The 25,822-nt window shown below is 70.9% G+C and carries 28 protein-coding genes and 1 pseudogene; 14 read left to right on the forward strand and 15 right to left on the reverse strand.

Annotated features, from left to right (window positions below; all coding sequences use genetic code 11):
• Positions 1 to 20: 20 nt before the first annotated feature.
• Both ACWER9_RS18205 and ACWER9_RS18210 read right to left on the reverse strand, forming a co-directional pair.
• Positions 21 to 212: a DUF397 domain-containing protein gene (locus ACWER9_RS18205; RefSeq protein ID WP_452302934.1), complete on the reverse strand. Its 192-nt coding sequence runs from the start codon at positions 210 to 212 to the stop codon at positions 21 to 23.
• Positions 203 to 1,015 (reverse strand): helix-turn-helix domain-containing protein, encoded by an 813-nt coding sequence (locus tag ACWER9_RS18210; protein WP_452302935.1) that lies wholly within the window; start codon positions 1,013 to 1,015, stop codon positions 203 to 205. Before ACWER9_RS18210 ends, ACWER9_RS18205 begins: the two co-directional genes overlap by 10 nt.
• A gap of 510 nt (positions 1,016 to 1,525) precedes the next feature.
• On the opposite strand from ACWER9_RS18210, the gene ACWER9_RS18215 reads away from it, so the two are divergent.
• The 4 genes from ACWER9_RS18215 (at position 1,526) to ACWER9_RS18230 (ending at position 3,706) form a co-directional block, all read left to right on the forward strand.
• Positions 1,526 to 1,879, forward strand: a complete 354-nt coding sequence (locus ACWER9_RS18215) for a hypothetical protein (RefSeq protein WP_452302936.1) — start codon at positions 1,526 to 1,528, stop codon at positions 1,877 to 1,879.
• A 147-nt stretch (positions 1,880 to 2,026) separates the two neighbouring features.
• Complete coding sequence (locus ACWER9_RS18220) at positions 2,027 to 2,272, forward strand: DUF397 domain-containing protein (protein ID WP_452302937.1); 246 nt, start codon at positions 2,027 to 2,029, stop codon at positions 2,270 to 2,272.
• A 54-nt stretch (positions 2,273 to 2,326) separates the two neighbouring features.
• The gene (locus tag ACWER9_RS18225; protein WP_452302938.1) at positions 2,327 to 2,779 is read left to right on the forward strand and encodes a hypothetical protein; all 453 of its coding nucleotides are present in this window, start codon (positions 2,327 to 2,329) and stop codon (positions 2,777 to 2,779) included.
• Between the two features lie 21 nt (positions 2,780 to 2,800).
• Positions 2,801 to 3,706, forward strand: a complete 906-nt coding sequence (locus ACWER9_RS18230) for a JmjC domain-containing protein (RefSeq protein ID WP_452302939.1) — start codon at positions 2,801 to 2,803, stop codon at positions 3,704 to 3,706.
• A 297-nt stretch (positions 3,707 to 4,003) separates the two neighbouring features.
• Here ACWER9_RS18230 and ACWER9_RS18235 read toward each other — a convergent pair whose 3' ends face one another.
• The 5 genes from ACWER9_RS18235 to ACWER9_RS18255 are packed head-to-tail and all read right to left on the reverse strand — an operon-like array spanning position 4,004 to position 8,566.
• Positions 4,004 to 4,261 carry a UBP-type zinc finger domain-containing protein gene (locus ACWER9_RS18235; protein WP_452302940.1) on the reverse strand — a complete coding sequence of 86 codons (258 nt, stop codon included), beginning with the start codon at positions 4,259 to 4,261 and terminating at the stop codon, positions 4,004 to 4,006.
• Positions 4,258 to 5,829, reverse strand: a complete 1,572-nt coding sequence (locus tag ACWER9_RS18240; RefSeq protein ID WP_452302941.1) for a Na+/H+ antiporter — start codon at positions 5,827 to 5,829, stop codon at positions 4,258 to 4,260. Before ACWER9_RS18240 ends, ACWER9_RS18235 begins: the two co-directional genes overlap by 4 nt.
• 37 nt (positions 5,830 to 5,866) lie before the next feature.
• Positions 5,867 to 6,832, reverse strand: a complete 966-nt coding sequence (locus tag ACWER9_RS18245; RefSeq protein WP_452302942.1) for a TIGR03885 family FMN-dependent LLM class oxidoreductase — start codon at positions 6,830 to 6,832, stop codon at positions 5,867 to 5,869.
• A 42-nt stretch (positions 6,833 to 6,874) separates the two neighbouring features.
• Positions 6,875 to 8,290 (reverse strand): NADP-dependent succinic semialdehyde dehydrogenase, encoded by a 1,416-nt coding sequence (locus tag ACWER9_RS18250; RefSeq protein ID WP_452302943.1) that lies wholly within the window; start codon positions 8,288 to 8,290, stop codon positions 6,875 to 6,877.
• A gap of 12 nt (positions 8,291 to 8,302) precedes the next feature.
• Entirely contained in the window at positions 8,303 to 8,566 is a 264-nt protein-coding gene (locus tag ACWER9_RS18255) for a DUF6343 family protein (RefSeq protein ID WP_210816737.1), read from the reverse strand.
• A gap of 123 nt (positions 8,567 to 8,689) precedes the next feature.
• On the opposite strand from ACWER9_RS18255, the gene ACWER9_RS18260 reads away from it, so the two are divergent.
• Entirely contained in the window at positions 8,690 to 9,283 is a 594-nt protein-coding gene (locus ACWER9_RS18260; protein WP_452302944.1) for an antibiotic biosynthesis monooxygenase, read from the forward strand.
• A gap of 120 nt (positions 9,284 to 9,403) precedes the next feature.
• On the forward strand, positions 9,404 to 10,255 hold the full coding sequence (locus ACWER9_RS18265) for a GDSL-type esterase/lipase family protein (protein WP_452302945.1): 852 nt from the start codon (positions 9,404 to 9,406) through the stop codon (positions 10,253 to 10,255).
• 17 nt (positions 10,256 to 10,272) lie between these two features.
• On the opposite strand, the gene ACWER9_RS18270 is transcribed toward ACWER9_RS18265, so the two are convergent.
• The 3 genes from ACWER9_RS18270 to ACWER9_RS18280 all read right to left on the reverse strand — a co-directional run bounded on the left by ACWER9_RS18270 (position 10,273) and on the right by ACWER9_RS18280 (position 12,176).
• Positions 10,273 to 11,028, reverse strand: coding sequence for an EcsC family protein (locus ACWER9_RS18270; protein WP_452302946.1), 756 nt, complete (start codon positions 11,026 to 11,028; stop codon positions 10,273 to 10,275).
• A gap of 49 nt (positions 11,029 to 11,077) precedes the next feature.
• A complete protein-coding gene (locus ACWER9_RS18275) occupies positions 11,078 to 11,224 on the reverse strand; it encodes a hypothetical protein (protein WP_165435705.1) in 147 nt (48 codons plus the stop codon).
• A gap of 106 nt (positions 11,225 to 11,330) precedes the next feature.
• Positions 11,331 to 12,176, reverse strand: coding sequence for a peptidase M23 (locus tag ACWER9_RS18280; protein WP_452302947.1), 846 nt, complete (start codon positions 12,174 to 12,176; stop codon positions 11,331 to 11,333).
• A 419-nt stretch (positions 12,177 to 12,595) separates the two neighbouring features.
• On the opposite strand from ACWER9_RS18280, the gene ACWER9_RS18285 reads away from it, so the two are divergent.
• From ACWER9_RS18285 to ACWER9_RS18300, 4 genes are all read left to right on the forward strand, one after another.
• The gene (locus ACWER9_RS18285) at positions 12,596 to 13,516 is read left to right on the forward strand and encodes a proteasome assembly chaperone family protein (protein WP_452302948.1); all 921 of its coding nucleotides are present in this window, start codon (positions 12,596 to 12,598) and stop codon (positions 13,514 to 13,516) included.
• Between the two features lie 37 nt (positions 13,517 to 13,553).
• Entirely contained in the window at positions 13,554 to 14,351 is a 798-nt protein-coding gene (locus ACWER9_RS18290) for an exodeoxyribonuclease III (RefSeq protein WP_452302949.1), read from the forward strand.
• 17 nt (positions 14,352 to 14,368) lie between these two features.
• Positions 14,369 to 14,686 carry an antibiotic biosynthesis monooxygenase family protein gene (locus ACWER9_RS18295; protein ID WP_452302950.1) on the forward strand — a complete coding sequence of 106 codons (318 nt, stop codon included), beginning with the start codon at positions 14,369 to 14,371 and terminating at the stop codon, positions 14,684 to 14,686.
• A 180-nt stretch (positions 14,687 to 14,866) separates the two neighbouring features.
• A complete protein-coding gene (locus ACWER9_RS18300) occupies positions 14,867 to 15,742 on the forward strand; it encodes an alpha/beta fold hydrolase (protein ID WP_452302951.1) in 876 nt (291 codons plus the stop codon).
• A 39-nt stretch (positions 15,743 to 15,781) separates the two neighbouring features.
• On the opposite strand, the pseudogene ACWER9_RS18305 reads toward ACWER9_RS18300, so the two are convergent.
• Both ACWER9_RS18305 and ACWER9_RS18310 read right to left on the reverse strand, forming a co-directional pair.
• Positions 15,782 to 16,405 (reverse strand): annotated as a pseudogene (locus ACWER9_RS18305) (class F sortase); the annotation flags it as partial.
• A 232-nt stretch (positions 16,406 to 16,637) separates the two neighbouring features.
• A complete protein-coding gene (locus tag ACWER9_RS18310; protein WP_452302986.1) occupies positions 16,638 to 17,282 on the reverse strand; it encodes a hypothetical protein in 645 nt (214 codons plus the stop codon).
• Positions 17,283 to 17,412: 130 nt separating this feature from the next.
• Between ACWER9_RS18310 and trmB the strand changes: the two genes are divergently transcribed.
• Both trmB and ACWER9_RS18320 read left to right on the forward strand, forming a co-directional pair.
• Entirely contained in the window at positions 17,413 to 18,120 is a 708-nt protein-coding gene (gene trmB, locus ACWER9_RS18315; RefSeq protein WP_452302952.1) for a tRNA (guanosine(46)-N7)-methyltransferase TrmB, read from the forward strand.
• A 102-nt stretch (positions 18,121 to 18,222) separates the two neighbouring features.
• Positions 18,223 to 20,736, forward strand: coding sequence for a DEAD/DEAH box helicase (locus tag ACWER9_RS18320; RefSeq protein ID WP_452302953.1), 2,514 nt, complete (start codon positions 18,223 to 18,225; stop codon positions 20,734 to 20,736).
• Here ACWER9_RS18320 and ACWER9_RS18325 read toward each other — a convergent pair.
• Positions 20,714 to 21,802 carry an acyltransferase family protein gene (locus ACWER9_RS18325; protein ID WP_452302954.1) on the reverse strand — a complete coding sequence of 363 codons (1,089 nt, stop codon included), beginning with the start codon at positions 21,800 to 21,802 and terminating at the stop codon, positions 20,714 to 20,716. The two genes, ACWER9_RS18320 and ACWER9_RS18325, sit on opposite strands and share 23 nt — an antisense overlap.
• Before the next feature lie 240 nt (positions 21,803 to 22,042).
• Here ACWER9_RS18325 and ACWER9_RS18330 point away from each other — a divergent pair, with 240 nt between their 5' ends.
• Positions 22,043 to 22,693 (forward strand): hypothetical protein, encoded by a 651-nt coding sequence (locus tag ACWER9_RS18330; RefSeq protein WP_452302955.1) that lies wholly within the window; start codon positions 22,043 to 22,045, stop codon positions 22,691 to 22,693.
• Positions 22,694 to 22,892: 199 nt separating this feature from the next.
• Entirely contained in the window at positions 22,893 to 23,786 is an 894-nt protein-coding gene (locus tag ACWER9_RS18335) for a hypothetical protein (protein WP_452302956.1), read from the forward strand.
• 174 nt (positions 23,787 to 23,960) lie between these two features.
• Here the strand turns inward: ACWER9_RS18335 and ACWER9_RS18340 are convergent, their stop codons facing one another.
• Both ACWER9_RS18340 and ACWER9_RS18345 read right to left on the reverse strand, forming a co-directional pair.
• Positions 23,961 to 24,908 carry an ABC transporter substrate-binding protein gene (locus ACWER9_RS18340; protein ID WP_452302957.1) on the reverse strand — a complete coding sequence of 316 codons (948 nt, stop codon included), beginning with the start codon at positions 24,906 to 24,908 and terminating at the stop codon, positions 23,961 to 23,963.
• Positions 24,908 to 25,816 (reverse strand): ABC transporter ATP-binding protein, encoded by a 909-nt coding sequence (locus ACWER9_RS18345; RefSeq protein ID WP_452302958.1) that lies wholly within the window; start codon positions 25,814 to 25,816, stop codon positions 24,908 to 24,910. The genes ACWER9_RS18340 and ACWER9_RS18345 overlap by 1 nt, the downstream gene beginning before the upstream one ends.
• Between the last annotated feature and the right edge of the window lie 6 nt (positions 25,817 to 25,822).

Here is a 25,822-nt window from a genome sequence, read left to right on the forward strand (position 1 = left end):
GGCCTTCGTGCGTTTCCGGGTCAGTTCTGCTTGGCGAACCCGACGAACGCCTTCCAGGTCTGCGGGTCGAACGTGAGCGCCGGGCCGGACGGGTCCTTGCTGTCCCGCACGCCAACCACGCCGACCAGGTTGTCGGCCACCTCAACGCAGTTGCCCCCGTCGCCGGAGCCGCTGCGAGTGGACTTGCGCCAGGTTGCACCGTTCAGGTCCATGACTTCACGACTTCCTTCATCAGCTCGATCGACTGGCGGCGGGACAGACCCTCGTTCCGCACCGCTTCCCACTTCGCCAGCAGCGTATCTAAGTCTGACCCCTTGTCTGCGAGTGTGCCACCGAGTTGATTCTCCATGTTGCCAACCCAGGTGCCGTCCGCATCCCGGGCAAGGATGAACGGCCCGCTGAGCCCGACATGCATGGCGATGTCCGACGGAATGACGTGCACCGTGATGTTCGGCCGCTCGGCCATGTCAATCAGGTGGGTGACCTGCTCGATCATGACGTGGCGAAACTCTTCGTCGCAGCGGCGCAGCACGATCTCATCGATCACGGCGACGAGCTGGGGTGGTTCGTCCTGATCAAGGAGCGATTGACGGGCGAGGCGATTAGCGAGCCGGCGCTCCACCTCGGCTTCGGTCAGGGTGGAGTGGGCGCGGATGACGGCTCGGGCGTAGCCCTCCGTCTGGAGTAGGCCGGGTACCAGGGTTGGCTCGTAGCAGCGGAGCTGCTTGGCCGCCCGCTCGGCATCCAGGTAGCGCAGCAGCCAAGTCGGCTGGCCCACCTTCTCAGCGGTCTTCAGCAGTTCCTCGAACATGCCGGCGGTCTCCAGCACCTCATCGGCCCGCTTCAGGTACGGCACGTCCAGCGCCCGGGTGCCTGTCTCCACGGCCGAGACGGTCGACGCCGAATACACAGCACGCCGGCCGAACTCCTCCTGGCTCATCCCTTTCTCCGTCCTGATCCGCCGTAGCTGGGTGCGGATCAGCGCGTGGAGGTCGGTCGGCCGCTCACGTTCCATGTCTCCTCCAGGGGACTGCCAAGATCGCCAGGTGATCGCCAGACCCGGCCACGGGACTCCAGGATGTCACCGTAACCGCACCGATCAGCTTCCGTCAGTAGCGCTGTCCTCACGAGACTGTGTACGTGCGGTGCCGAGTTGCTTCCCCCGTGGTACCTCGGCACCGCGCCCGAGAATCCGGGGTCCGGGTCGTGGAGGGAAGTGTTGGTCGCGGCCTGGACTCCGTGCAACAGGCAGGAGGGGTGCGTTGGACGACGACGATGCCGACCTGGCCCAACCAAGGCACAGGCCGCACCGATCGAAGCGCTTCCGTTTGAGTGGGCGGCGGTGCGCGTGCCCCTCCTGCCGCACCCCCCGCAAGCCGAAGCGTGCGGCCAGCGCAGCCGAGCAGCCGATCGCCCGCTTCGACGCACCCCCCAGCGGACTAATCCCGCAATACAACCCCACCTGGACTCACTGGAACGCACCTACGGAGATCAACTGGACGCTGGCCGCCGAGACCAGGACCCGATGGCAGGAGACCTTGTGAACAAGCTCAGCGAGCTGACCGCCCCACCACGCTCCCTCCCGGCAGCCGACCTCCCCAGATCGCACGCCGGGGCGACGCCGCACACTCCACTGCGCCCGATGTGGTTCTGTCGGGCGGACGGGCAGCACTGGCCCTGCGGTGAAGCTCGGCTACGGCTGAAGGCCGAGTTCGAGGACAACGGGGTTGGCCTGACGATCTACCTGGCGGGGATGTACTACATGGCGGCCAAGGACCTGTATCACCTGAACCCGCACGATGGACCGAACCCGACCGACCTGTTCAGGCGCTTCGTCGGCTGGGGCCATCACCGCCGGCCCATCGTCGAACCCCGATGACGGCCGGCAGCGCGTAGTTCCGTCGACCCCGAGACGCCCGGCCTGGCCGCCTCCCGTGGAAAGCAGACGACCAGACCGGGGTGAAGGTGCGCCACCGGCGCGGGGACCGAATCCTCGCAAGGCAGTACACCGAAAGGAGATCGTCTCATGACGATCAAAGACCCGCTCGACCTGTACGAGGTCGACACCTCCGGCGTGAACCTGCGGAAGCTCTGCGGAGGCGGCATCACCAACACGATGGAGAGCTGCGTCGCCGCAGCGATCCTGCCGGGCAGTGAGGACGCCATCATCCTGGGCGACTCGAAGCTGGGCGCCGACTCGCCGACCCTGCGGTTCACGCGCGGCGAGCTGGACAACTTCTTCGCCGCCTACCAGGCCGGCGAGATCAACTGATCGACCAGGGCTGGCCGTGTGCGCTGCGCGGCCAGCCCGCACCCAGGGGGAACAATGACGCTGGTGACGCATCACTGGCACGGTTACGGCCCGTGGGCGGGTCCGCACCAGACCTTCGAGACCAAGAACGACCACGCGCGACGGCCCGGCGACACCCCCGGCGACGCCGCTACGGTCGCGTTCGTCCGGGCGTCGACACCGCCCCTGTATAACGGCCACTACCTTCTGCGCCGTGACCAGACGGCACGGGAGCGGACATGGGCCGACATTCAGGGGCCGCTGGCATGGCTGGCCGACACGTATGCCGAGCAACCGCCCGACCCGCAACTGAGCTACATCGATGTGGCTGCGCGACTTGAGCACACCAGTGATTCGCTGAGGCATGGAAGCGACACGATCTGGCACTACACCGCGAGCCTGAACGGCAACAGGGTCGTCGTGTTCTCGGTGATCTGCTGTCCGCATCGCTTCGCCACCACCGTGCCGTGCCCCCTCCCACCGAACTGACCTTCGACACTGGGAGGACCCATGTCCCTCGAACTGATCCTCGGCCCCGAGGCCGCCAACGCCATTCTCAGCGAGTGGCCCGAGCATCCGTACACACTGAAGCTGCCGAGCGGCAGCCCGCTCGGACGGCTGGTCAAGGCGCAGACGATCCGAGGCTTCCTCGACGCCGGCTGCGCGCCAAGCAGCTACGTGAACGTGTTCCACAAGGGCGAAGGGCTGCACCCGGCCCGCTTCACCGCCGACGACCGGGTAGCACCAGCATCGGTCCAGCTCCTGCTTGACCAGGGCTGCACCATCCAGCTCCGCGAGCTGAATCGGTGGTTCCCGCCCTTGAGCGCGATCTGTACGAGCATCCAGGCAGAGACCGGCTATCCGGGGTACGTCACCGCTTTCATCACGCCGCCCAGCAAGCAGGGGCTTGACTACCACTGGGACCAGTACCTCGGGATCGTGGTGCAGCTCCAGGGGACGAAGACGTGGGAGCTGTTCAAGCCCAAGGCCGACACTCCCTACCGCGACCACTCCATGTCGACGAACCTGTGGCAGGACGACTGGGTCAAGCAGTGGCAGGAGGAAGGCCCGTACCAGACGGTCGAGCTGACCCCCGGCGACATCCTCATGCTGCCGCGAGGGTGGGTGCACAACCCGCATTCGCGCAACTCCGCTGAGACCAGCGTGCATCTGACCTTCGTGCTGAAGGAGCGCGTACCGCTGTGGTTCGCCGAGCGGTTGGTTGGTAGTGCGATCAACGACCCCCGCTTCCGTGCCGTCATCCCGCCCTCAGGGCTCGACCTCGCGACCATGCCAAGAACAGTCGAGGACGCGCGGTCGCTTCTAATCGACTACCTCTCCGGGCTCGACGTTGCGGAGATGTCGGGAGCACTTCGGCGCGCTGCTCAGCAGGAAACTAGTCACGCCGCACTGTGACCTAACGCGCGGCCCCGGTCACCTCTGGTGAGATGCCGGGGCTGCGTCAGGCAAGGGCGCATTCGGGCGCGGGCTGGTCTCTATGCAGCCTGGCGGCGGCCTTGGCCGCCCTGTGGTCGCCATGTCCGGTCCCCAGGAGCCGTTGATCGAGGTCGACCGGCTCGCCGCCGTTCTCGACGACGCCGACCCGCCCACGGTGCTCACGTTCGCTGGCGGCTCGTCGGCCCCCGGTCTGGCCGTTCCACCGCTGACCCGATGGGCCCTGGCGCACCGCGCCGAGCCGCTTCCGGCCAGCGGTCAGCCGATCTCCTCGTCGACGAAGCACCAGCGCCAGGCCTCGCCCGGCTGCGCCGAGCGGATCACCGGGTGGCCGGTGGACGCGAAGTGCTTGCTCGCGTGCTGGTTCGGCGACGAGTCACAGCAGCCGACCTGCCCGCAGCTCAGGCAGGTGCGCAGGTGCACCCAGTAGGTGTCGCCGATGGCGACGCAGTCCGCGCACTGGTCGGGGGTACGCGGCTCGGCGGTGCCGGCCTCGGTCAGGTGCTGACAGCTCACGTCTCAACCTCTCGCAGCAACGACTCTTCCAGGTCCAGGTCACGGTAGGCCTGCACCAGTACTTCCTCGGGGATCCGACCGGAGTCCCGGGCCGCCCGGAACACGTCACGCTCGGCGTCGATCATCTCCTGTCGCAGCCGACCGTACGCCTGCGAGGGGGTCTCCCGCTCGTCGCCGCCGAGGCGTTCCCACGCCATGTTGGTGCGGTCGTCCACCGCCCGGCGCAGCCGGTCCACCACCGCGTCCGGGGCGCTGTCGGCCAACTCGTCGAGGCGGTCCTGGGCGGCCTTGCTGGCCTGCTGCTGCACGGCGGCCGCGGAGAGCGCGTCCTGTACCGGGTCGTCCGCCGGCAGCTTCAGCCGCCGGGCGACGAGCGGCAGGGTGGCGCCCTGGCCGACCAGGGTGAAGACGATCACGGCGAAGGCCAGCCAGATGAACAACGCCCGGGGGTACGGCTCGTCGTCGGCCAGGGTCAGCGGCAGGGCCAGCGCGGCGGCCAGGGTCACCACGCCCCGCATGCCGGCCCAGCCGATGATGATCGGGAACTTCGGTGACGGGCGGTCGTCGCGGCGGCGGACCCGGGGGACCAACCGGGCCAGGTAGGTGGCGGGGAAGAGCCAGACGAACCGGGTCAGGAAGACGGTGGCGAGCACCGCGAAGGTGATCAGGATGAGCGAGCCGATCGGCTCGTCGAGGTCGTGCAGCACCTCGCGTAGTTGCAGCCCGACCAGCAGGAAGACCAGGCCCTCCAGGAGGAAGCGGACCAGCCGCCAGAAAGCGCCGATCTGCAACCGGGACGCCGCGGACAGCAGCTGCGGCAGCTTGTGCCCGAGCACCAGGCCGGTGACCACCACCGCGACCACCCCGGAGGCGTGCAGGTGTTCGGCGGTGAAGACCACCGCGAACGGGATGATCAACGACAGCGCGTTGTCGAGCAGCGGGTCGCTGATCCGCCGGTGCAGGAAGCCGAACACCACAGCCCCGAGCGCCCCGATCAGGATGCCACCGCCGGTGGAGCGCAGCACCTCGATGGCGACGTCGGCCGTGCCGACCGCCGAGCCGACGGTGGCCAGCGTCGCGACCCGCAGCAGCACCAGCGCGGTGGCGTCGTTGACCAGGCTCTCGCCCTCAAGGATGGTGACGACCCGGCGGGGCAGCCCGACCCGGCGGGCGACGGCCGTGGCGGCCACCGCGTCCGGCGGGGCGACCACCGCGCCGAGGGCCAGGCAGATCGCGAACGGCAGCTGCGGCAGCAGCAGGTGCAGCACCAACCCGACCACGAACGCGGTGAACAGCACCAGGCCGACAGCGAGCAGCAGGATCGGCCGGATGTTGGTCTTGAACGCCGGCACCGAGGTCTCCAGCGCGGCCACGTAGAGCAGCGGCGGCAGGATGCCGACAAGCACCAACTCCGGTTCGAGGTGCACCTGCGGGAAGCCCGGCACGTACGAGAGCGCCAGGCCGAAGATGACAAGCACGATCGGCGCGAGCAGACCGAGCCGGCGGGCCAGCGCGGCGCCCAGGGTGGCGATCGCCAGGAAGACGACGACCGGAAACAGGCTTTCCATGGGGTACGAGCCTAGGGGTAGGAGTGTTCGGCCCCGATCAGCTGCCCGGGCGCAGCTTCGGCAGCACTTCCGCGCCGAACGCGTCGATGAAGCCGCGCTGCTCCTGCCCGACGTGGTGCAGGGCGATCTGGTCGAAGCCAAGCTGCGCGTACTCCTCCAGCCAGCCGACGTGCCGGCCCAGGTCCGCCGACACGTTCACCACCTCGGCGACCCGCTGGGCCGGCACATCGGCAGAGACCACGTCGAAGTGGTCGACGGTCTCCAGGTCCCAGCAGACCGGCGGGGCGAAGACGTTGCTGCGCCACTGGTCGTACGCGAGGGCCTCGGCCTCTGCCTGCTCCGGCGCCCAGGAGACGTGCACCTGGAGGTGCAGCGGCCCACGCCCGCCCGCGTCCCGGTAGGCGTCGATCATCTCGCGCAGGTGGGCCACCGGGGCGTTCACGGTGATCAACCCGTCCGCCCACTCGGCGCACCACCTGGCGGTGGCCACGCTGACGGCGGCGCCGACGAGCGCGGGCGGCTGCTCGGGACGGGTCCACAACGTGGCGCGGTCCACCCGGACCAGGCCGTCGTGGCTGACCTCCTCGCCGGCCAGCAGGGCCCGGATCACGTCCACGCACTCGCGCAGCCGGGCGGTGCGGATGTCCTTGCGCGGCCACGGGTCGCCGGTGATGTGCTCGTTGCTGGCCTCGCCGGTGCCCAGGGCCGCCCAGAAGCGGCCCGGGTACATCGCGCCGAGGGTGCCGATCGCCTGCGCGATGATCGCCGGGTGGTACCGCTGGCCGGGCGCGTTGACCACGCCGAACGGCATGCCGGTGGCCTGCAACGCCGAGCCCAGCCAGGACCAGGCGAAACCGGACTCGCCCTGCCGGGCGCTCCACGGGGAGAAGTGGTCGGAGCACATGGCGGCGTCGAAGCCGGCCCGCTCGGCGTGCATCACCGCCTCCAACAGGGCGCGCGGACCGATCTGCTCATGCGAGGCGTGGAAGCCGAACGACGTCATGGGCACACTTCCTACCCACGTCCGCGTCGCCTGATGCGTGCCCTATTCCGCGTGCGCCCCCGCACCGGCCGAGGCGGCGCCCTCGCCCACCCAGACCGTCTTGGTGTTGCAGAACTCCCGCATGCCCAGCGCCGACAACTCCCGCCCGTAACCGGAGTTCTTCACACCGCCGAACGGCAACTCCGGGTAGGAGGTGGTCATCCCGTTGATGAAGACGTTGCCGGCGTCCAGGTCGGTGGCGAAGCGCTCCTGCTCGGCCGGGTCCCGGGTCCAGGCGTTCGAGCCGAGCCCGAAGCTCGTGCCGTTGGCGACCTCGATCGCCTCCTCGTAGGACGACACCCGGAACAGGCCGGCGACCGGGCCGAAGACCTCCTCGGACCACATCCGCATCTGCGGGGTGAGGTCGGTGACCACCGTCGGCGGGTAGAACCAGCCGTCGCCGGCCGGCGGCTCGCCGCCGCAGAGCACCGTCGCGCCGTTGTCCACCGCGTCGCGGACCTGGGCGTGCACCTCGTCGCGGCCCCGCTCGCTGGCAAGTGGCCCGACGTCGGTGTTCGGGTCCATCGGGTCGCCGACGCGCAGCGCGGCCATGTTCGCGGCGAACTTCTCCGCGAAGGCGTCGAACACGTCGGTGTGCACGAGGAACCGCTTCGCGGCGATGCAGGACTGACCGTTGTTCTGGCAGCGGGCGGTGGTGGCCACCTCGGCGGCACGGTCCACGTCGGCCGAGGGCATCACCACGAACGGGTCGCTGCCGCCGAGTTCGAGGACCGTCTTCTTCAGCTCCCGCCCGGCGATCTGTGCGATGGACCGGCCGGCGGGCTCGCTGCCGGTGAGCGTCGCGGCGCGTACCCGGGGGTCGCTGAGGATGTGGTCGACGGCCTCGGAGTCGACGAGCACCGTGGTGAAGGCCCCCTCGGGGAAGCCGGCCCGCCGGAACACGTCCTCCAGCAGCAGCGCGGTCTGCGGCACGTTCGAGGCGTGCTTGAGCAGGCCGGTGTTGCCGGCCATCAGCGCCGGTGCGGCGAAGCGCATCACCTGCCAGAGCGGGAAGTTCCACGGCATCACCGCGAGCACCACGCCGATCGGCTGGTAGCGCACGAACGCCCGGGTCGCCTTCACGGCGGGCGCGTCGGCCGGCTCGTCGGCGAGGAAGGTGGGGGCCTTGTCGGCGTAGAAACGGGCGGCGGTGGCGCACTTGGTCACCTCGGCCTGCGCCGCCACGTACGTCTTGCCCATCTCCGTGGTCATGATCCGGGCGATCTCGTCGCGTTCGGCGTCCAGCAGGTCGGCCGCGGCGTTCATCCACCGGGCGCGCGTGTCGATCGTCGTCTCCCGGAGCTGCTGGAAGGCGAGGTCGGCGCGTTCGATGGCATCGTCGAGCTGCTCGGTGGACATCGCCTCATACGTCTTGAGCACCTGTCCGGTGGCGGGGTTGGTGGTGGCGATGTGGGGCATCTCGTCCTCCTGTCACTCGAACAACGAGTGTCGTACGCCCGGCTCCTCGCGGCGGCGGGCGGCGCGGCGGCGCTGGATCACGACCAGGTCGACCACGGCGACCACGGCGAAGATCGCGCAGAGCACGCCGAGCCAGGCGATGCCGGCCCAGAACGCCAGCACCGCGAAGAGCACCATGATCACCAACCCGAACCCGGCGAGGGTGAGCCGAAGGTTCAGCGCGCTGTTCGCGTGGCCGACCGTGCCACGGGCACGCCGGGGCTGCGATCTCGTCATACCCACCGACCTACCCCCGATCGGCCGGATTAAGCAGTACCGCCCGCCCGCACACCCGCACGCGCCGGTGTGCTCCGGCACATCCGTTCGCGCCGGGACCCCCGTGGACCGCAGGATGGGCGCATGTCGATGACCCTCGCCGTGCCGGTGACCGTCTCCATCGCCCGTCGGGTGGACCCCGGCCGGGCCAGCGAGATGGTGGCCTGGATGCGGGCCGGCACCGCGCTGGCCGAGGCGTTCCCCGGGTTCCTCGGCGCCGGCTGGGTGCAGAGCGGCCCCGGTTCGCCGGAGTGGCACATGCTCTACCGCTTCGCCGATGCCGAGACGCTGCGCCGGTGGGAGGAGTCGCCGCAGCGGCACTGGTGGCTCAGCTCGGCGCAGGGCATCGTCGAGCACACCCGGGTCGAGCGGCGTACCGGGATCGAGGGGTGGTTCGACCCGCCGCTGGAGCACTCGGTGGACCCGGTGGAGCCGGCCCCGCCCGCGTCTCCGCCCCGCTGGAAGCAGGCGGTGACCATCTGGTTGGCGTTCTTCCCCCTGAGCCTGACCGCCACCCTGCTGACGAGCCGCTTCCTCGACGCGGTGCCGCTGGCGGCCCGGGTGCTGCTGATGACGCTCTGCCTGACCCCGCTGATGACCTATCTGGTGCTGCCCCGGATCACCCGGGCGCTGCACTGGTGGCTGCACGGTCAGCGCGCACCGTGGCGGGGGTTATAGCACTCCGACAGCTTCCGCGCGGGCGCTCTGCCGCATACCCGACAGCAACTTCCCGACAAACCCCGTCCTGCGCATAGAGTTACCGCGCTGTCGCTCTGTGCTGCGGGAACGGGAGACGTCATGCCTCGACGCTGGGTCGCCGCCCTGGCCTGTCTCGCGGCGCTGGTGGCGCTGGCCTGCGAGGGCGGCAACTCCGCTGACCCCCGCCCCACCACGAGCGCCCCGCCGTCGAGCGGGCCCGGCGGCATCGCCGCCCTCGGTGACTCGATCAGCACCGGCTTCGCGTCCTGCCTGGTGCTCACCTCGTGCGAGCGCAACTCCTGGTCGACCGGGGACGGGCTGCGGGTGCAGAGCCACTACCGGCGACTGCTCGAACAGAGTTCGGCGATCCGGGACCGGACGTACAACCATGCCCGTCCCGGCGCCCGCGCGGACGCTCTCGCTGGTCAGGCCGAGGCGGCGGTACGCGACCGCGCCGACTACGTCACCGTGCTGATCGGGGCCAACGACGTCTGTCGGGGCGGGGTGGACGCGATGACGCCGGTGGCGCGGTTCCGGGCCGACGTCGACCGGGGGCTGCGGGTCCTGCGGACCGGCCGGCCGAAGGCCCGGGTGCTTGTGGTGAGCATCCCCGACCTGTACCGGCTCTGGGAGGTCGGGCACGACGACCCGCGGGCGACCCGCGCGTGGCGGCGGGGCATCTGTCCGGCCCTGCTGGCCGAGGCGACCTCGACCGCGCCCGCCGACCAGGCACGCCGGGCCGCCGTTCGGGCCCGGATCGACGCGTACAACGCCGAACTGAGGGCGGCCTGCCGGGCGTACGGGTCACGGTGCCGGCACGACGGCGGCGCGTTGCACAAGGTCCGGTTCACCCTGGACCTGCTCAACCCGTTGGACTGGTTCCACCCCAACGCCACCGGCCAGGGTCGGATCGCCGAGGTGACCTGGCGCCCCTCCGGTCTGGCCAGCTGACGACGCCGGGCGGGCGGTCAGGGCTGGCGCGGCTCCGGGACCACGTTGCCGCAAGACTGGTAGAGGGCCCGGGACCGCTGGGCGAGGTCCTTCGTGGCCGACGAGTTGGCCCAGGTGCCGAGCACGATGGCCGCACCGGGGACGATCTTGGCGACCATCCGCTTCGCGGCGCGGACGCCGGCCATCTGGGCCAGCCGGACACCGAGTTGCAGCATGACCCGACCGAGCGGACGCTGGCCGCCCAGACCGAAGAGCGCATCGGCGCGTTCCCGGCCGGCGGCCACGCCGAGCGCCAACCGGGCACTCTCGGCGACCTTGTGCACCCGCTGGAGCACCAGCAGGTCGGTGGCCCGATCGCTGTGCAGGGGGTCGACGTCGTACGCGGCGGCGATGTGCAGCACCATCCGCGCCTGGGTCCAGGCCAGCACGCCCACGTCGATCACGGCCCCGGGCAGCCCGGCCGCGCCGGAGACCGCCCCGGAGAGCCGGGCCAGGTTGACGAACTTACGGGCTGCCTGGTCGGCCAGGGCGTCGGCGGAGACCCCGGGTTGCTCGGCCCGGGCGCGAGCGACCCACTGCACGGCTTCGGGCCCGAGGCGGCGCACCGCCTCCAGGGAGAGGTGCTCCGGCGCGTACTGCGGGTCGTCACGCATCCGGTCCCAGAGACGGGCCGGCGGGCCCTCCGGGGCGTCCACCGGCCCGGCCGGCAGGTCGACGGGCGGCTGTGGAGTCGGCGCGGCGGGCTGACCGCCGACGGGTGGAGTGTCGGTCACCAGGTCTCCCCAGGGGTGGAAACGGTGGACAGGGCGGCCGATGGAGCGGTCAGCGGCGGCGGTTGGACAGCCTGGCCGCCAACCCCTTCAGCTTCTGCTGGTTGGCCGGCTTGGCCATCTCGCGACGACCTCGCTCGACCAACTGCTGCCCCTTCGGCGATCTCAGGAACGTGGTGATCCGCTGCATCAGTGACATGGCGTCCTCCTGTCGGTGATCCCAGAGTCATGTGTACCCCGAACCCGCAACACATGTACCCGGGATGCGACAGCCTCAACCCTGACCGTCCACAGTGGTCGGTAGGTTACCGCCCCGCCGGCACGATCGCGTCGACGACCCGGGTGGCCCGCCACTCGTGCTGCTGGTAGTGCTCGGGGTACGCGGAGACCTGCACCGCCTGAGCGGCGTCGGTGAGCCGCATCATCTGCCAGCCGGGCACCTGCTCCAGCGCGCCGAGGAACTGCCGGGTGGCGAACTCCGGGTCCATCAGCCGGCCCACCGGGCCCCAGCCGCTGCTGGAGCGCTGCTGGAACAACCCGACCGAGTCATGGTCCCAGCCGACGCCCTGGTGCGGATAGTCCTGCGACTCGGGCAGCACGCCGCTGGCGACGTTGTAGAGATTGCTCTCCTGCATGGCGGTGGCCACCGCGATCACCAGCCCGCGGCGGGGCACCCCCATCTCGCGGCCGGTACGGACGATCGCCTCGGCGTTCTCCATCTGTGCCCGGTCCAGGCCGGCGACGGGAGCCGGGCGGGTCGGGCGAGCCGGCTTGGCCTTGCGGGCCGGGGCGGTGGTGTCCGGGTCGGCCGGGGTCGCCGTGGCGGACGCGCTCGGGGCAGCCGTCCGGTCGAGGCCACGCGAGGCGGTCTGCTGCTCGGCGCGCTGCGCCAGCTCGGAGGTGGAGGGCGAAGCAGCCCGGGTCGCCGCGTCGGCGTCCTCGTTCCGCACCTGGGCGACGGCGGTCACAGCGAGGCAGCACACCACACCAGCAGCGAGGGCCGCCTGCGCCCGGCGTCGACCGGTCAGGTCCCGGGCGTACGCCCGGAGCCGGCTCGCGGCGGTTGTCCGTTCGGCTGAGGTGCCATCCTCCGTATCGGTAGTGGGGCTGCTCGGGGCGTACGGGTCGTCGAGGGTGCCGTCGTCACGCATCAACCGAGGCTAGGCAGGTGGAAACCCCGATCACACACGGTGATCACGTGGTGATCGACACAGATCGGGCCGGTACTGGTGGACGACCCGGGCCGGTCGACTTGCCCGGGGAACGTACCTCGCGTACCGGATGAAGCTGGCGTCGCACGCGGACCGTAACGGACCGCAGCAGAGCCGGACATCCGACCGCCGAGCCTGACATGATCGACAAACTCGGCCTTTGGGCCGAACCGCCCTCGACCGATCAGCCAGACGACTCAGCCCGGTGGCGTAAAGAGACGATTAGTCCGGCCACGCCCACCACCCGGCCAACGGATCGCCCGACGCAGGAATGCGCCAGGATGGCGGGTACGTTGCCCGAACGGGTGCCCTCCGTCGCGACGGCACCCCGCAGGCACATTCCAGGGAGGTCCGCACCGGTGCTCGACCCACACGAGCTCTACCAGCTCACCGACGATCTGCCCGACCTCGGGCAGCCGGTCCTGATCCAGGCCCTCACCGGGTTCGTGGACGCCGGAAACGCCAGCCGGCTGGCGCGTGAGCAGCTACTCACCTCGCTGGAGGGTCGGCAGATCGCCACCTTCGACGTCGACCAGCTCTTCGACTACCGCTCCCGACGACCGGTGATGACCTTCGTCGAGGACCACTGGGAGAGCGTCGACGCGCCCAAGCTGGAGCTGCACCTGCTGCACGACGACGACGAGACCCCGTTCCTGCTGCTCACCGGCCCCGAACCGGACCTGCAGTGGGAGCGCTTCGTGGCCGCCATCGCCGGGCTCGCGGCCCGGTTGGACGTACGGCTCACCGTGGGGCTCAACTCGATCCCGATGGCGGTCCCGCACACCCGGCCGACCGGGGTGACCGCGCACGCCACCCGCCCCGAGCTGATCAGCGGTTACGAGCCCTGGCTGCAACGCGTCCAGGTGCCCGGCAGCGTCGGTCACCTGTTGGAGTTCCGCCTCGGCGAGCAGGGCCGCGACGCGCTGGGCTTCGCCGCCCACGTGCCGCACTACGTGGCGCAGACCGAGTACCCGGCCGCCGCCGAGGTGCTCCTCGCCTCGGTGTCGCGCAGCACCGGGCTGCTGCTGCCGGGCGACGGGCTGCGCTCGGCCGCCGAGGTGGTCCGGGTGGAGATCGACCGACAGGTCGCCCAGACCGACGACGCCGCCGCCCTGGTCCAGGCCCTGGAGGAGCAGTACGACGCGTTCGCCCGAGGTCGGGGCGAGAAGAGCCTGCTCGCCCCGGACGCCGGCCCGCTGCCCACCGCCGACGAACTCGGTGCCGAACTGGAACGCTTCCTGGCCGAACAGACCCGTCCCGGCGACACCCCGGGCAGCTGACCCGGCGTCGCGGGGGCGGATGCGGCAGGCTGGGGGCATGCGCCTGGCGACCTGGAACGTCAACTCGGTGAAGGCCCGCCTCCCCCGGCTGCTCGAATGGCTGGCCGACACCGGGCCGGACGTCGTCTGCCTGCAGGAGACCAAGTGCCCGGACGGCGCCTTCCCGGTGACCGAGGTGGGCGAGTTGGGCTACACGGTGGCCAGCCACAGCGACGGCCGGTGGAACGGCGTCGCCATCCTGTCCCGGGTCGGGCTGGACGACGTCCGGGTCGGCTTCACCGACGAGCCCGGCTTCCCCGAGCCCGAGGCCCGCGCCATCTCCGCCACCTGCGACGGGGTGCGGGTCTGGTCGGTGTACGTGCCCAACGGCCGGACGCCGGACGACCCGCACTACGCGTACAAGTTGGCCTGGTTCGCGGCCCTGCGCGACGCGCTCGACGCCGAACTGTCCGGTGGGTTGCCGCTCGCGGTCTGCGGCGACTTCAACGTCGCCCCGACCGACGCCGACGTCTGGGACCCCGCGGTCTTCACCCACTCGACGCACGTCACCCCGGCCGAGCGGGCGGCCCTCGCGGCGCTGCGCGACCTGGGCCTCAGCGACGTCGTACCCACCCCGATGAAGGGCCCGCACCCCTTCACCTACTGGGACTACCGGGCCGGCATGTTCCACCAGAACAAGGGCATGAGAATCGATCTGGTGTACGCGTCCGCGCCGTTCGCCCGAGCGGTCCGCGCCGCGTACGTGGACCGCGAGGCCCGCAAGGGCAAGGGCCCCTCCGACCACGCGCCGATCGTGGTCGACGCGGACCTGGTGCCCGCGGTCGAGACGTTCTGAGTGGCTAGGGTGGGCAGATGGCAGTCGTGAAGATCAACGCAATCGACGTTCCGCCCGGTGGCGGCGCGGAGCTGGAGAAGCGGTTCGCCGCGCGGGCCGGCGCGGTGGAGAACTCCCCCGGCTTCCTCGGCTTCGAACTGCTCCGCCCGGTGGCCGGCGAGACCCGCTACTTCGTCTACACCAGGTGGGAGAGCGAAGAAGCCTTCCAGGCGTGGGCCGCCGGCCCGTCACGCGCCGCCCACGCCACCGCCCCCGGCGAGAAGCCCCGCCCCCCGGTCTCCACCGGCGCCAGCCTGCTGGAGTTCGAGGTGGCGCTACACGTCCCCCAGCCCTGACCCCCTGGGTGCGGAGCGGCAGCCCGCCGAGGGCAGGTCACCGCAGCCGAATCGCGCCGGCCCGGCTGTCTGCGTTGATAGCGTCGAGGCGGCCTGTACGGTAGCCGGCCACCAGGCGCCCTGCCAGCCGTACCACGCCGTTCGCCCGGGGCGCATGCCAAGGATCGGGGGATTCTGGCCATGTTCGACGGCTTCGACGTGTTCGACATCGAGACGCGCGGCGCGACGATCCACGGCCGCCGAGGCGGAAGCGGGCCGCCCGTTCTGCTGCTGCACGGCATCCCCGAGACGCACCTCATGTGGCACAAGGTCGCGCCACGGCTCGCCGAGAAGTACACGGTCGTCGCCACCGACCTGCGCGGCTGGGGCGACAGCGGCACACCGCCCAGCACGTCGGATCACGAGCCGTACAGCATGCGCGCCATCGCCCGCGACCAGATCGAGGTGATGCGCAGCATGGGTTACGAGCAGTTCCGGCTCGTCGGCCATGATCGTGGAGCCCGCTGCGCGTACCGTCTCGCCCTGGACGAACCGGACGCCGTCACCCGACTGGCCGTCATGGACGTGGTTCCCATCGGCGACGTCTACAACCGCGCGGACAAGGCGTTCAGCCTCTCCTACTGGGTCTGGTCCTTCCTGGCGGCACCGGCGCCGGTGCCCGAGCAGTTCATCAGGGCGGCACCCTCTGTGCTCGTCGACTTCATGCTCGACACCTGGCCCGAGGTCAAGGACGCGTTCCCGCCCGAGGTGCGGGCGGCGTACGTCAAGCAGTTCAGCGACCCGGCCACGGCGCACGCGATCTGTGAGGAGTTCCGCGCCGCCGCGACGGTGGACTACCAGCAGGACGAGGCGGATCGGGGCAACCGGAAGATCGCCTGCCCGGTGTTGTTCCTCTGGAGCCAGCGCGGCCAGGTCGCGAAGCTCTACGACGACCCGCTCGCCATCTGGCGGGAGTGGGCCGACGACGTGCGCGGCGAGCCGGTGCCGGTCGGGCACTTCATCCCCGAAGAGGCCCCCGACGAGACCACCCGCCAACTCCTCGACTTCCTGGGCTGACGGCGGCCCGCCCGCCCCTGCGGACACCGCAACCGCCGGTCAGGACGTGCGGGAGGTCTGGAGGGTGGCGAAGGCGATGACGTTGTCCGCGTAGCCGGTGCGACCCCCGATGAACTGCCCACCGCAGGTGATCAACCGCAGCCCCGGTGGGCCGTCGTGGCCGTAGATCCGCTCGGCGGGCAACTGGTCCTTCGGGAAGTGCTCCACGGTGTCGACCCGGAACACCACCACCGACTCGTCCGCCCGGGCCACCTCGACCAGGTCGCCGGGTTTGAGCTTGCCCAGGTCGTAGAAGACCGATGGGCCGGTCTTCGTGTCCACATGACCGACGATCACCGCCGGGCCCGGCTCGCCCGGTGTGGGCCCACGGTCGTACCAGCCGGTCTCGTTGTGCTTGTCCAACGGCGGCACGGCGATCGAGCCGTCCCGCGCCTGCCCGACGGGCGCCACCGGCGCGGCCACCTTGATCGCCGGGACGCTGAGGCGCACCGGCCGGCTTGCCGACAACCCGACGGACTCACTGCGGGCCGGTCGGTCGCCGCCGGCCGGGGCGAAGTCGAGCGGACCGATCGAGCGGCCCAGCCCGGCCCCGGTGGCGAAGACGCCGGCCAACACCAACACCACGGCCAGCGGTACGGACCAGGGGCTGCGGCCGGACGGACGACTACGCCGAGGTGCGACGGCGGTCGGCGGGCGAGCGGCAACCGACGGGCGGTCGGGGTCCGCTGGCCGGTCCGGGTCCGACGGGCGCTGGGATTGCGGTGGGCGGTCGTCGCCCGGCCAACCGTCGTCCAACGGCAGCCGAACCTGATCGGGCGGCGACGCGGGACGGCCGGCGAACGGCTGGCGTGAACCTGCTGGCGGAGGTGTGGGGCGGAAGATCTCCATGGCGGCCTCAGCGACGCGCGGCGGCTCGGGGGCGGCGCAGCGCCAGCACGGCGACGACAAGCCCGGTGATGGTCAGCGCCGCGCCGACGGGCAGCAGCAGCTTGCCGGTCATCCCGCCGCTGCTCCCACCGAAGCCGGTCGCCGGACCCCGGCTGGGCTGGACGGGCACCTTCTTGACCACCTGGAGCATCGTCGACGCGGTCTCGCCGTCGCGGCACTCGAGCTTGACCCGGTAGTTGCCCGGGCGGGTGCGCTCGCGGACCATCGGCGCGGCGGTGAGCACCCCACGCTGCGGCTGCACACCGACCGCCCCGAAGGCGTCGGAGACGACCGTGGCGCCCACCGAGTTGTCCCGGCAGCTGGCCCGGATGCCGACCAGATAGCCGGGCTGCACGGTGCTGGGGCTGACCTCGACGAAGATGTCCACCGACGGCGCCGGTTGAGGCGCGCCACCGGGCGGCCCTTCCGGCTGCGGCCCAGGCGCACCGGCAACAGCCCGCTCCGGCGCGGCAAGACCCGCAACAGCCCGCTCCGGCGCGGCAAGACCGGCAACAGCACGCTCCGGCGCGGCGAGGGCGGGCGCGGCCAGCAGCGGGCCGGCGAACACGGTCACCAGCGACAGGGTCACCAGGCGGCGGGTCACTGTCACGATGCCCCCTTCCGACGCCGTGCGGCCGGGTCGGGCAGCGGTTCACCCGACCTGCCGTACCAGTTGGATCCTCTCATTTCCGGTCGCACATCACATCCGATCCGCAGGCGGCGTCGCGTACGCTCGGGTCGCTGTGACCGCCACCGACCATGACCCCGCCGTCCCGCCCGCGAGCCGGACGATTCGCACGTTCCACCCCCGTCGGGGTCGGATGAGCGATCGGCAGACCGACGCGCTGAGCCGGCTCTGGCCGGCGTACGGCCTGGACGTGCCGGACGGACCTGTCGTGCCCGTCGACCTGGCCAACCTGTTCGGTCGCCGGGCGCCGGTGGTGCTGGAGATCGGCTCGGGCATGGGCGACAGCACCGCCGCGATGGCCGCCGCCGACCCGGATCGAGATTATCTGGCGGTCGAGGTGCACACGCCGGGAATCGCCAACCTGCTCGACCTGGTGGACCGCAGCGGCCTGGGCAACGTACGGGTGGCGCAGGGCGACGCGTTGTCGCTGGTCAGCGGCTTACCCGAGGGCTCGCTGGACGCCGTACACGTCTTCTTTCCGGACCCGTGGCCGAAGTCCCGGCACCACAAGCGGCGGATCATCCAGCCGACGCACGTGGCGCTGCTGCGGTCCCGGCTGCGGCCCGGCGGCGTGCTGCACTGCGCGACCGACTGGGCCGAGTACGCCGAGGCGATGCGGGAGACCCTGGAGGCCGACCCGGAGTTGGTGGACACGTACGGCGGTTTCGCGCCGCGTCCGGCGCACCGGCCGGTGACGAAGTTCGAGCGGCGGGCGATCACCGCCGGTCGGCCGGTCGCCGACCTGCTGTACCGCCGACGGTGACCGACGAGACGCCCTGAGCGCGACGCGGCGGGGCGTCCGGACGGGGTCCGGTGCGGGCCCGGTTGGCGTACCGGGGCATGATCCAGGCACCATGGACAGGCTATGACGCTCACCGCCGCGCTGCCGACAAGCGCCGACCCCGACACCCTCTTCGACGCGTTCGCCGGTTGGGCGAAGGAGCGCGGCCTCGACCTCTACCCCCATCAGGAGGAGGCGGTCATCGAGATCGTCTCCGGCGCCAACCTGATCATGAACACGCCCACCGGCTCGGGTAAGAGCCTGGTGGCGATCGCCGCGCACTTCGCGGCCCTCGCCGACAGCCGGACGACCTTCTACACCGCGCCGATCAAGGCGTTGGTGTCGGAGAAGTTCTTCGCGCTCTGCGAGGTCTTCGGCGCCGAGAACGTCGGCATGCTCACCGGCGACGCCAGCGTCAACGCGGACGCCCCGATCATCTGCTGCACCGCGGAGATCCTGGCCAACCTGGCGCTGCGCGAGGGTGACCGGGCCGACGTCGGCCAGGTGATCATGGACGAGTTCCACTTCTACGCCGAACCCGACCGGGGTTGGGCGTGGCAGGTGCCGATCATCGAGCTGCCGCAGGCCCAGTTCATCCTGATGTCGGCCACCCTGGGAGACACCACCCGGTTCGTCGACGACCTGACCCGGCGCACCGGGCGGCCGACCGCCGTCGTGCGCTCGGCGGAGCGGCCGGTCCCGCTGATCTTCTCGTACGCGATGACGCCGCTGCACGAGACACTCGAGGAACTGCTGGAGACCAAGCAGGCCCCGGTGTACGTGGTGCACTTCACCCAGGCCGCCGCGCTCGAACGCGCCCAGGCGCTGACGAGCGTCAACGTCGCCACCCGTGCCGAGAAGGACATGATCGCCGAGGCGATCGGTGGCTTCCGGTTCACCGCCGGCTTCGGCAAGACGCTCTCCCGGCTGGTCCGGCACGGCATCGGCGTGCACCACGCCGGCATGCTGCCCAAGTACCGCCGCCTGGTCGAGACCCTGGCCCAGGCTGGCCTACTCAAGGTCATCTGCGGCACCGACACTCTCGGCGTCGGCATCAACGTGCCGATCCGCACCGTGCTCTTCACCGGCCTGTCCAAGTACGACGGGGTGCGGACCAGGCTGCTCAAGAACCGCGAGTTCCACCAGATCGCCGGGCGGGCCGGCCGGGCCGGCTACGACACCATCGGCCGGGTCGTCGTGCAGGCTCCCGAGCACGTCATCGACAACGAGAAGGCCCTCGCCAAGGCCGGCGACGACCCGAAGAAGCGCCGCAAGGTGGTCCGCAAGAAGCCGCCGGAGGGTTCCATCGGCTGGGGCCAGCCCACCTTCGACCGACTCGTCGACGCCGAGCCGGAGCCGCTCACCTCCAGCTTCCAGGTCAGCCACTCGATGCTGCTCAACGTCATCGGCCGGCCCGGGGACGCGTTCACCGCGATGCGGCACCTGCTCACCGACAACCACGAGGAGCCCGCCGCGCAGCGCCGGCACATCCGCCGGGCGATCGCCATCTACCGGGCGCTGCGGGCCGGCGGGGTCGTCGAAGAGCTGCCCGAGCCGGACGAGACCGGCCGGCGGATCCGGCTCACCGTCGACCTCCAGCTCGACTTCGCCCTCAACCAGCCACTCTCCCCCCTCGCCCTGGCCACCATCGAGCTGCTCGACGCCGAGTCCCCGTCGTACGCGCTCGACGTGCTGAGCGTGATCGAGTCGATCCTCGACGACCCGCGGCAGATCCTCTCCGCGCAACAGTTCAAGGCGCGCGGCGAGGCAGTCGCCGCGATGAAGGCCGAGGGCATCGAGTACGAGGCCCGCCTGGAACTGCTCGACGAGGTGACCCACCCGAAGCCCCTTGCCGAGCTGCTGGAGGCCGCGTACGAGATGTACCGGCAGGGCCACCCCTGGGTCGCCGACCACCAGCTCTCCCCCAAGGCCGTCGTCCGCGACATGTTCGAGCGGGCCATGACCTTCACCGAGTACGTGCAGTTCTACGGGCTGACCCGCTCGGAGGGTCTCGTCCTGCGTTACCTTGCCGACGCGTACAAGACGCTGCGCCAGACCGTGCCCGAGGACGCCAAGACCGAGGAACTGGTCGACCTCATCGAGTGGTTGGGCGAGCTGGTCCGGCAGGTCGACTCCAGCCTCATCGACGAGTGGGAGCGGCTGCGCAACCCGTCCGATGTGGCCGAGGTGGCCCAGGCGCACGCCGCCCTGACGGACCGGCCACCGGCGGTGACCCGCAACGTGCGGGCGTTCCGGGTGCTGGTGCGCAACGCGCTGTTCCGCCGCGTCGAGCTGGCCGCGCTGCGCCGCTGGGACCTGCTCGCCGAGTTGGACGCCGAGGACGGCTGGGACTACGACGCGTGGGCCGACGCCCTGGGGCCGTACTTCGAGGCGTACGACTCGATCGGGGTCGGGCCGGACGCCCGCGGCCCGGCGCTGCTCATGATCGAGCAGGGCCGCGAGCGGTGGACCGTACGACAGATCTTCGACGACCCGGACGGCGACCACGACTGGGGCATCAGCGCCGAGGTCGACCTCGCGGCGTCCGACGAGGTCGGCGCCGCGGTCGTGCGGATCACCGACGTCGGCCAGCTCTGACGTGCCGTGCCCGGTGCGCCCGCCGGCTGCCGGCCGGCCACGGTCCGAACGGTGTCGGGGTACGCCGGGCGGCCACGTCCTCGATCCAGCCGAACAGCAGCACCGCTCCGGCGGTCAGTAGGCACACCCCGATCAGCCGCAGCGCGATCGAGGCCATCGAGGTGTACGGGAGCACCGGCGCGAGCAGCAGGAACATCCCGAGGCTGGCCGGGATGTGCCACAGGTAGATGGTGACCGCCCGGGCGTTGACCACCTGGAGCGTGCGGCTCAGCGGCACCCGGCCGACGAGCCGCGGCTGTGCTCTCAGCAGCACGGCGACGAGGGCCATCGACCACAGCGTGGTGCCACCCGCGACGTGGTTCAGCTCGGCGGCCCGGCCGGTCACCATGGCTGCCACCACCCACGTCCCGCCCGTCCCGGCGAGGGCGGCGACGAGTAGGCCGTACCAGCGCCACGGGACGCGGTGCAGCAGCCGGTCGTGGTGGGCGAAGCCCAGCAGCCAGCAGGACAGGTAGGCGGCGACGAAGTAGCCGGTGTGCACACCGGCGAGGTGCATCCCGACGGGCAGCGCGGTGGCGACACCGAGGCTCGGCCACGGCCAGCGGCGGAACAGCCACAGCAGGGCCGGTGAGAACAGCACCAACCACAGGTAGGTCACGACGTACCAGAGGCCGATGTGGAACGCCCAGGCCCAGGACTGACCACCCACCGGCGGCACCCGCAGGGGCAGGACCCACCACAGCAGCTCACCCCAGCGGGCCACACCGCTCGGCAGTGGACGCCACCCGACGGAGAGCACCGCCAGCGCGATCGCGCCGAACGCCCAGAACGGCAGCAGCAGCCGGCGCATCCGCCGGAGCACGGCCGACAGACCGTGCCGGTCCAGTGACGCCGCCATCAGCGAACCGGCGATGCCGAACATCAGACCCATGGCCGGCACCAGCAGGCTCAGCCAGAGCCAGCCGGTCACGTGGTAGAGCACGACGCGGACCAGCGCGACCGTCCGCAGCAGGTCCAGGTAGCGGTCCCGGCCAGCGGCGACGACGGCGGGCCTGGCGGCTCGCACCGCCGTACCCCTGCCAGGGGTGACCGCCCCGGACCTCGCGTCAATGACCACAAGGCACAATAGCTCGACAACTACGACAAAGTTCGCAGCATTGCGAACGCGAGCCCCAGCGCTCTTCCACTCGCCCCAGCGCGCGGAATCGCCCCCTCGCGAGGGCGTGCTGAACCCCTCGACATCGCTGGGCAATGTCAGACCCGTCGATTAGAATGTATGTACTAATCAAGATCCTGACCTGGGAGGATGCCCGTGAGCGCGCCCGCCTCCACGCCCCTCACCCCCTACGCCACACTGCTCGGTTTCACCCGCTACGTCGACCGCACCGGCCCCACCAAGGCGACCTTCGTCGGGGGGCTGCGCAAGCAACGCGCCAGCCGGTCCGGCTTCAACCCGCACGGCCAGTTCGTCAAGGCGCTCAAGGCCGACATCGCCTTCCACACCGGGGGCACCCACCTGGCCGGGGTGGCCGACATCGTCAAGCCACGCTGGCGCCCGCTCTACCAGGCGCTCGTCCCCGGCGCCACGACCTGGCTGCACTCCCTCGGCGAGCCGGCCGCCCTCGATCTCGCCCAGACCCGCGACGCCCTGGCCATGCTCGGCGACCTACCCGTCAAGATCAACCCCCACTTCGGGGTACGCCACGCCGACGGCCGCGCCGAGGCGGTCCGCCTGCACTTCGACGAGGCCCCACCGAGTGAGGAGTCGGTGCTCGCCACCCTGCACCTGATGGCCCGACACATGGACGCGGTGCTCCCGCACGCCGAGCCGGTCCTGGTCGACGTCCGCCGCGGCCAGGCCCACCACATGCCCACCGACGCCAAGCCCGACCAGATCGAACGATGGCTCTCCGGCGAAGCCGCCGCCTTCCGCGCCATCTGGTCCACCGCCGCCTAACCCACCCCGCCCTCCACGCGCCTCCGCACCGACGTGCTCTAACAGCCCAAGATCCGCGCAACTTCGGGGATGCTGCCGTCTCGCGGCGCGAGGAGACAGCAAGAACAGCGAAGTTGCGCGGATCTTGGCGTTCCGGCCCTGGTCCGGGGTTATCCACAGGGGCTGCGGGCGAATGGGAACGCTGGTCATCGTATGTGTCATGCCTATTTCCCCACGACGGCCAACGAGCCTCCAAGGACGCGTCTTTCGCGGCTCCCACGTCGTTGCAGAAGGCCTGCTGACCCGCGCGGAGTTACGCAGTGCGGCATGGCGTCCGCTATTCCGCGATGTCTACGCCGATAGCCGGCTGGCGATCACCCACCACACTCGATGTGCCGCCGCAGCACGGTGGGTTCTGCCGCCGGGTGTAGCGGTCGCCGGTCGCAGTGCGGCGGCGCTCTATGGCGCTGCGTCGGTCGCCGACAACGAGCCCGTCGAACTGCTCGTGCCCGCAGGGCAGCGGTTCGGGCCGGTCTCGGGCCTCGTTGTACACACCGGCACGGTCACCGCGAAGGACGTTGCGGTACGTCAGGGCGTCCCGCTGACCACGCCGACGCGCACCTGTTGGGACCTGGCCCAGTGGCTACCAACGGAGGACGCCGTGGCCGTCGTCGATCGTCTCGCCCACCAACGGTTGGTGGCGCTCCCCCAACTGCGCGCCGACTCTCGAGCGGGGATCGGCAAGCGGGGGTGGAAACGGATGGTAAGGGTGGCTGAACTGGCCGACGCGGGCGCGGAGTCAATCCCAGAATCCCGGCTCCGCGTGCGGGTAGTGCTCGCCGGAGCGCCGAAGCCCGTGACGCAGTTCGTGGTTGAGCGAGATGGGATGTTCGTGGCCCGTCTCGATTTGGCGTGGCCGCACCTCAAGGTCGCGGTCGAGTACGACGGGATGTGGCATGACGATCCCGAGCAGTTCCACCGAGACCGGCGCCGCCTCAATCGACTGCTCGGTGCGGACTGGATCGTGCTGCACGTCACCGCAAAGCGTCTCCGGGAGGACTTCGACGGCTTCCTCGCCGAGCTTCGCCAAGCCCTCCGTTCCCGCTCCCGCTGACTCAGCCTCCGGACCCAGACCCCGACCCAGAACCAGACCCTCCAAGATCCGCGCAATATCAGGGATTCTGCTGCCTGGATGGCGTGGGAGGCAGCACTTTCACCGAACTTGCGCGGATCTTGGAAAGCGGCGCGGCGCGCTTGGGGTGCCCGGGCGCGCGCCGCGCCGGGTTTGTCAGGCGGCGGGGAGGTACTTGGTCAGGTCGTCGAGGATCTTGTTGGCGGCGCCGACGCCGATGCCGGTCATCCAGACCTCGTCGGAGACGGGGTACGCCTTACCGGCCTTGACCGCGCCGAGGCCCTTCCACAGCGTCCCGCCGGCGACCTTGGTCTGCTCGGCGGCGGCCTTGTCGCCGTACGCGGTCACGAAGATGACGTCACCGTCGACCTCGTTGATCCGCTCGGGGCTGACCAGGTCGAAGCGCTTGTCCTCCTTGTTGGCGAGCAGCTGCCGCTCGGGGCGGCCCAGGCCGGTGTCGCCGATGACGATGCCGGAGAACGAGTCCGGGCCGTACACCCGGATGTTGCCGGGCAGGAACCGCACGATGGAGACCTTGCGTGCGGCGGCGTCACCGAGCGTCGCGCCGAAGTCCTTGGCCCGCTTCTCGTACGTGGCGAGCAGATCCTTGGCCTGCTGCTCGCGGCCGAGCGCCTTGCCGTCGAGGAGGAGGTTCTCCTTCCAGGTGATGCCCACCTTGTCGGTGAACACGGTCGGCGCGATGGCGGCCAGTTCGTCGTAGAACTTCTCCTGGCGGAACTTGCTGCCGAGGATGAGGTCCGGCTTCAGCGCGTTGATCGCCTCGAGGTCGGGCTCGGTGAGCACCCCGACCTCCTTGATGGTGGCGAGCTTGTCCGCGCCGAAGTACGTGGGCCAGCTCTTCGCCTCGCCGGCGGTGGCGGCGCCGACCGGGGTGATGCCCAGCGACAGCGCCGTGTCGATCTTGTCGGTGTCGAGTACGACGACGCGCTTGGGCTCGGCCGGGACCTTCGTGGTGCCCATGGCGTGGGTGATCTCCCGGGTCTCCCCGGTGGTGGAGCCGGCGACCGGGTCGCTCTCACCGCAGGCGGTGAGTCCGGCACCGAGGGCGACGGCCGCGGCGAGGGCGGCGACGAGACGACGCATCAGAGTCCTTTCGAGGGGTGCGAGCCGGCGAGCGGGTTGGCCGCGTCGCCGGTGGCGGGTCGCGCGTCCGGTACGGACGCCGTCGACGAAGAGGGGTCGCCCGCGCCGGCGGACGCGGGCGGGGCGGAGTTGCCTCCGGTGTACGCGGGCACCACGAGCGGTGCGCCGGTCACCGGGCAGGGCACGACCACGCAGGCCAGTCCGAAGACGTCGCGGACCAGGTCGGCGGTGAGGATCTCCCGGGGCGGGCCGGCGGCGACCACGGCGCCGGCGCGCATGGCGACCAGGTGGTCGGCGTAGCGGGCGGCCTGGTTCAGGTCGTGCAGCACGGCGACAACGGTGCGGCCCCGCTCGGAGCGCAGCCGGTGCAGGAGGTCCAGCACCTCCACCTGGTGGGCCAGGTCGAGGAAGGTGGTCGGTTCGTCAAGCAGCAGGGCGTCGGTGTCCTGGGCGAGCGTCATGGCGATCCACACCCGTTGCCGCTGACCGCCGGAGAGGCTGTCCACCGGTCGGTCGGCCAGGTCGGTGACGTCGGCGAGAGCCATCGCCTGGTCGACCGCAGCGCCGTCCTCCGTCGACCACTGCCGCCACCACCGCTGGTAGGGCTGCCGGCCGCGTCCGACCAGGTCGGCCACCGTGACGCCCTCGGGCACCAGCGGGCTCTGCGGCAGGACGCCGAGGCGGCGGGCCACCTCCCGGGTCGGCAGGTCACGGATGGCGCTGCCGTCCAGCAGGACGGTGCCTCGACGGGGGGTGAGCAGCCGGGCCATCGTGCGCAGCAGGGTGGACTTGCCGCAGGCGTTGGGTCCGACGATCACGGTGAACGCGTCGCTGGGCAGGTCGAGTTCGAGCCCGTCGAGCACGGTCCGCTCGTCGTAGCCGGCGACCAGATCGCGGGTGGAGAGCATCACACC

The organism is Micromonospora sp. NPDC003944, from assembly GCF_053605225.1.

Excerpts from the sequence above, each read along its gene's own strand:
- ACWER9_RS18205 (WP_452302934.1), bottom strand. The coding sequence starts at position 212 with ATGGACCTGAACGGTGCAACCTGGCGCAAGTCCACTCGCAGCGGCTCC.
- ACWER9_RS18210 (WP_452302935.1), bottom strand. The coding sequence starts at position 1,015 with ATGGAACGTGAGCGGCCGACCGACCTCCACGCGCTGATCCGCACCCAG.
- ACWER9_RS18215 (WP_452302936.1), top strand. The coding sequence starts at position 1,526 with ATGGCAGGAGACCTTGTGAACAAGCTCAGCGAGCTGACCGCCCCACCA.
- ACWER9_RS18220 (WP_452302937.1), top strand. The coding sequence starts at position 2,027 with ATGACGATCAAAGACCCGCTCGACCTGTACGAGGTCGACACCTCCGGC.
- ACWER9_RS18225 (WP_452302938.1), top strand. The coding sequence starts at position 2,327 with ATGACGCTGGTGACGCATCACTGGCACGGTTACGGCCCGTGGGCGGGT.
- ACWER9_RS18230 (WP_452302939.1), top strand. The coding sequence starts at position 2,801 with ATGTCCCTCGAACTGATCCTCGGCCCCGAGGCCGCCAACGCCATTCTC.
- ACWER9_RS18240 (WP_452302941.1), bottom strand. The coding sequence starts at position 5,829 with ATGGAAAGCCTGTTTCCGGTCGTCGTCTTCCTGGCGATCGCCACCCTG.
- ACWER9_RS18245 (WP_452302942.1), bottom strand. The coding sequence starts at position 6,832 with ATGACGTCGTTCGGCTTCCACGCCTCGCATGAGCAGATCGGTCCGCGC.
- ACWER9_RS18250 (WP_452302943.1), bottom strand. The coding sequence starts at position 8,290 with ATGCCCCACATCGCCACCACCAACCCCGCCACCGGACAGGTGCTCAAG.
- ACWER9_RS18255 (WP_210816737.1), bottom strand. The coding sequence starts at position 8,566 with ATGACGAGATCGCAGCCCCGGCGTGCCCGTGGCACGGTCGGCCACGCG.
- ACWER9_RS18260 (WP_452302944.1), top strand. The coding sequence starts at position 8,690 with ATGTCGATGACCCTCGCCGTGCCGGTGACCGTCTCCATCGCCCGTCGG.
- ACWER9_RS18265 (WP_452302945.1), top strand. The coding sequence starts at position 9,404 with ATGCCTCGACGCTGGGTCGCCGCCCTGGCCTGTCTCGCGGCGCTGGTG.
- ACWER9_RS18275 (WP_165435705.1), bottom strand. The coding sequence starts at position 11,224 with ATGTCACTGATGCAGCGGATCACCACGTTCCTGAGATCGCCGAAGGGG.
- ACWER9_RS18280 (WP_452302947.1), bottom strand. The coding sequence starts at position 12,176 with ATGCGTGACGACGGCACCCTCGACGACCCGTACGCCCCGAGCAGCCCC.
- ACWER9_RS18290 (WP_452302949.1), top strand. The coding sequence starts at position 13,554 with ATGCGCCTGGCGACCTGGAACGTCAACTCGGTGAAGGCCCGCCTCCCC.
- ACWER9_RS18295 (WP_452302950.1), top strand. The coding sequence starts at position 14,369 with ATGGCAGTCGTGAAGATCAACGCAATCGACGTTCCGCCCGGTGGCGGC.
- ACWER9_RS18300 (WP_452302951.1), top strand. The coding sequence starts at position 14,867 with ATGTTCGACGGCTTCGACGTGTTCGACATCGAGACGCGCGGCGCGACG.
- ACWER9_RS18320 (WP_452302953.1), top strand. The coding sequence starts at position 18,223 with ATGACGCTCACCGCCGCGCTGCCGACAAGCGCCGACCCCGACACCCTC.
- ACWER9_RS18330 (WP_452302955.1), top strand. The coding sequence starts at position 22,043 with ATGCCCGTGAGCGCGCCCGCCTCCACGCCCCTCACCCCCTACGCCACA.
- ACWER9_RS18335 (WP_452302956.1), top strand. The coding sequence starts at position 22,893 with ATGCCTATTTCCCCACGACGGCCAACGAGCCTCCAAGGACGCGTCTTT.
- ACWER9_RS18340 (WP_452302957.1), bottom strand. The coding sequence starts at position 24,908 with ATGCGTCGTCTCGTCGCCGCCCTCGCCGCGGCCGTCGCCCTCGGTGCC.
- ACWER9_RS18345 (WP_452302958.1), bottom strand. The coding sequence starts at position 25,816 with ATGCTCTCCACCCGCGATCTGGTCGCCGGCTACGACGAGCGGACCGTG.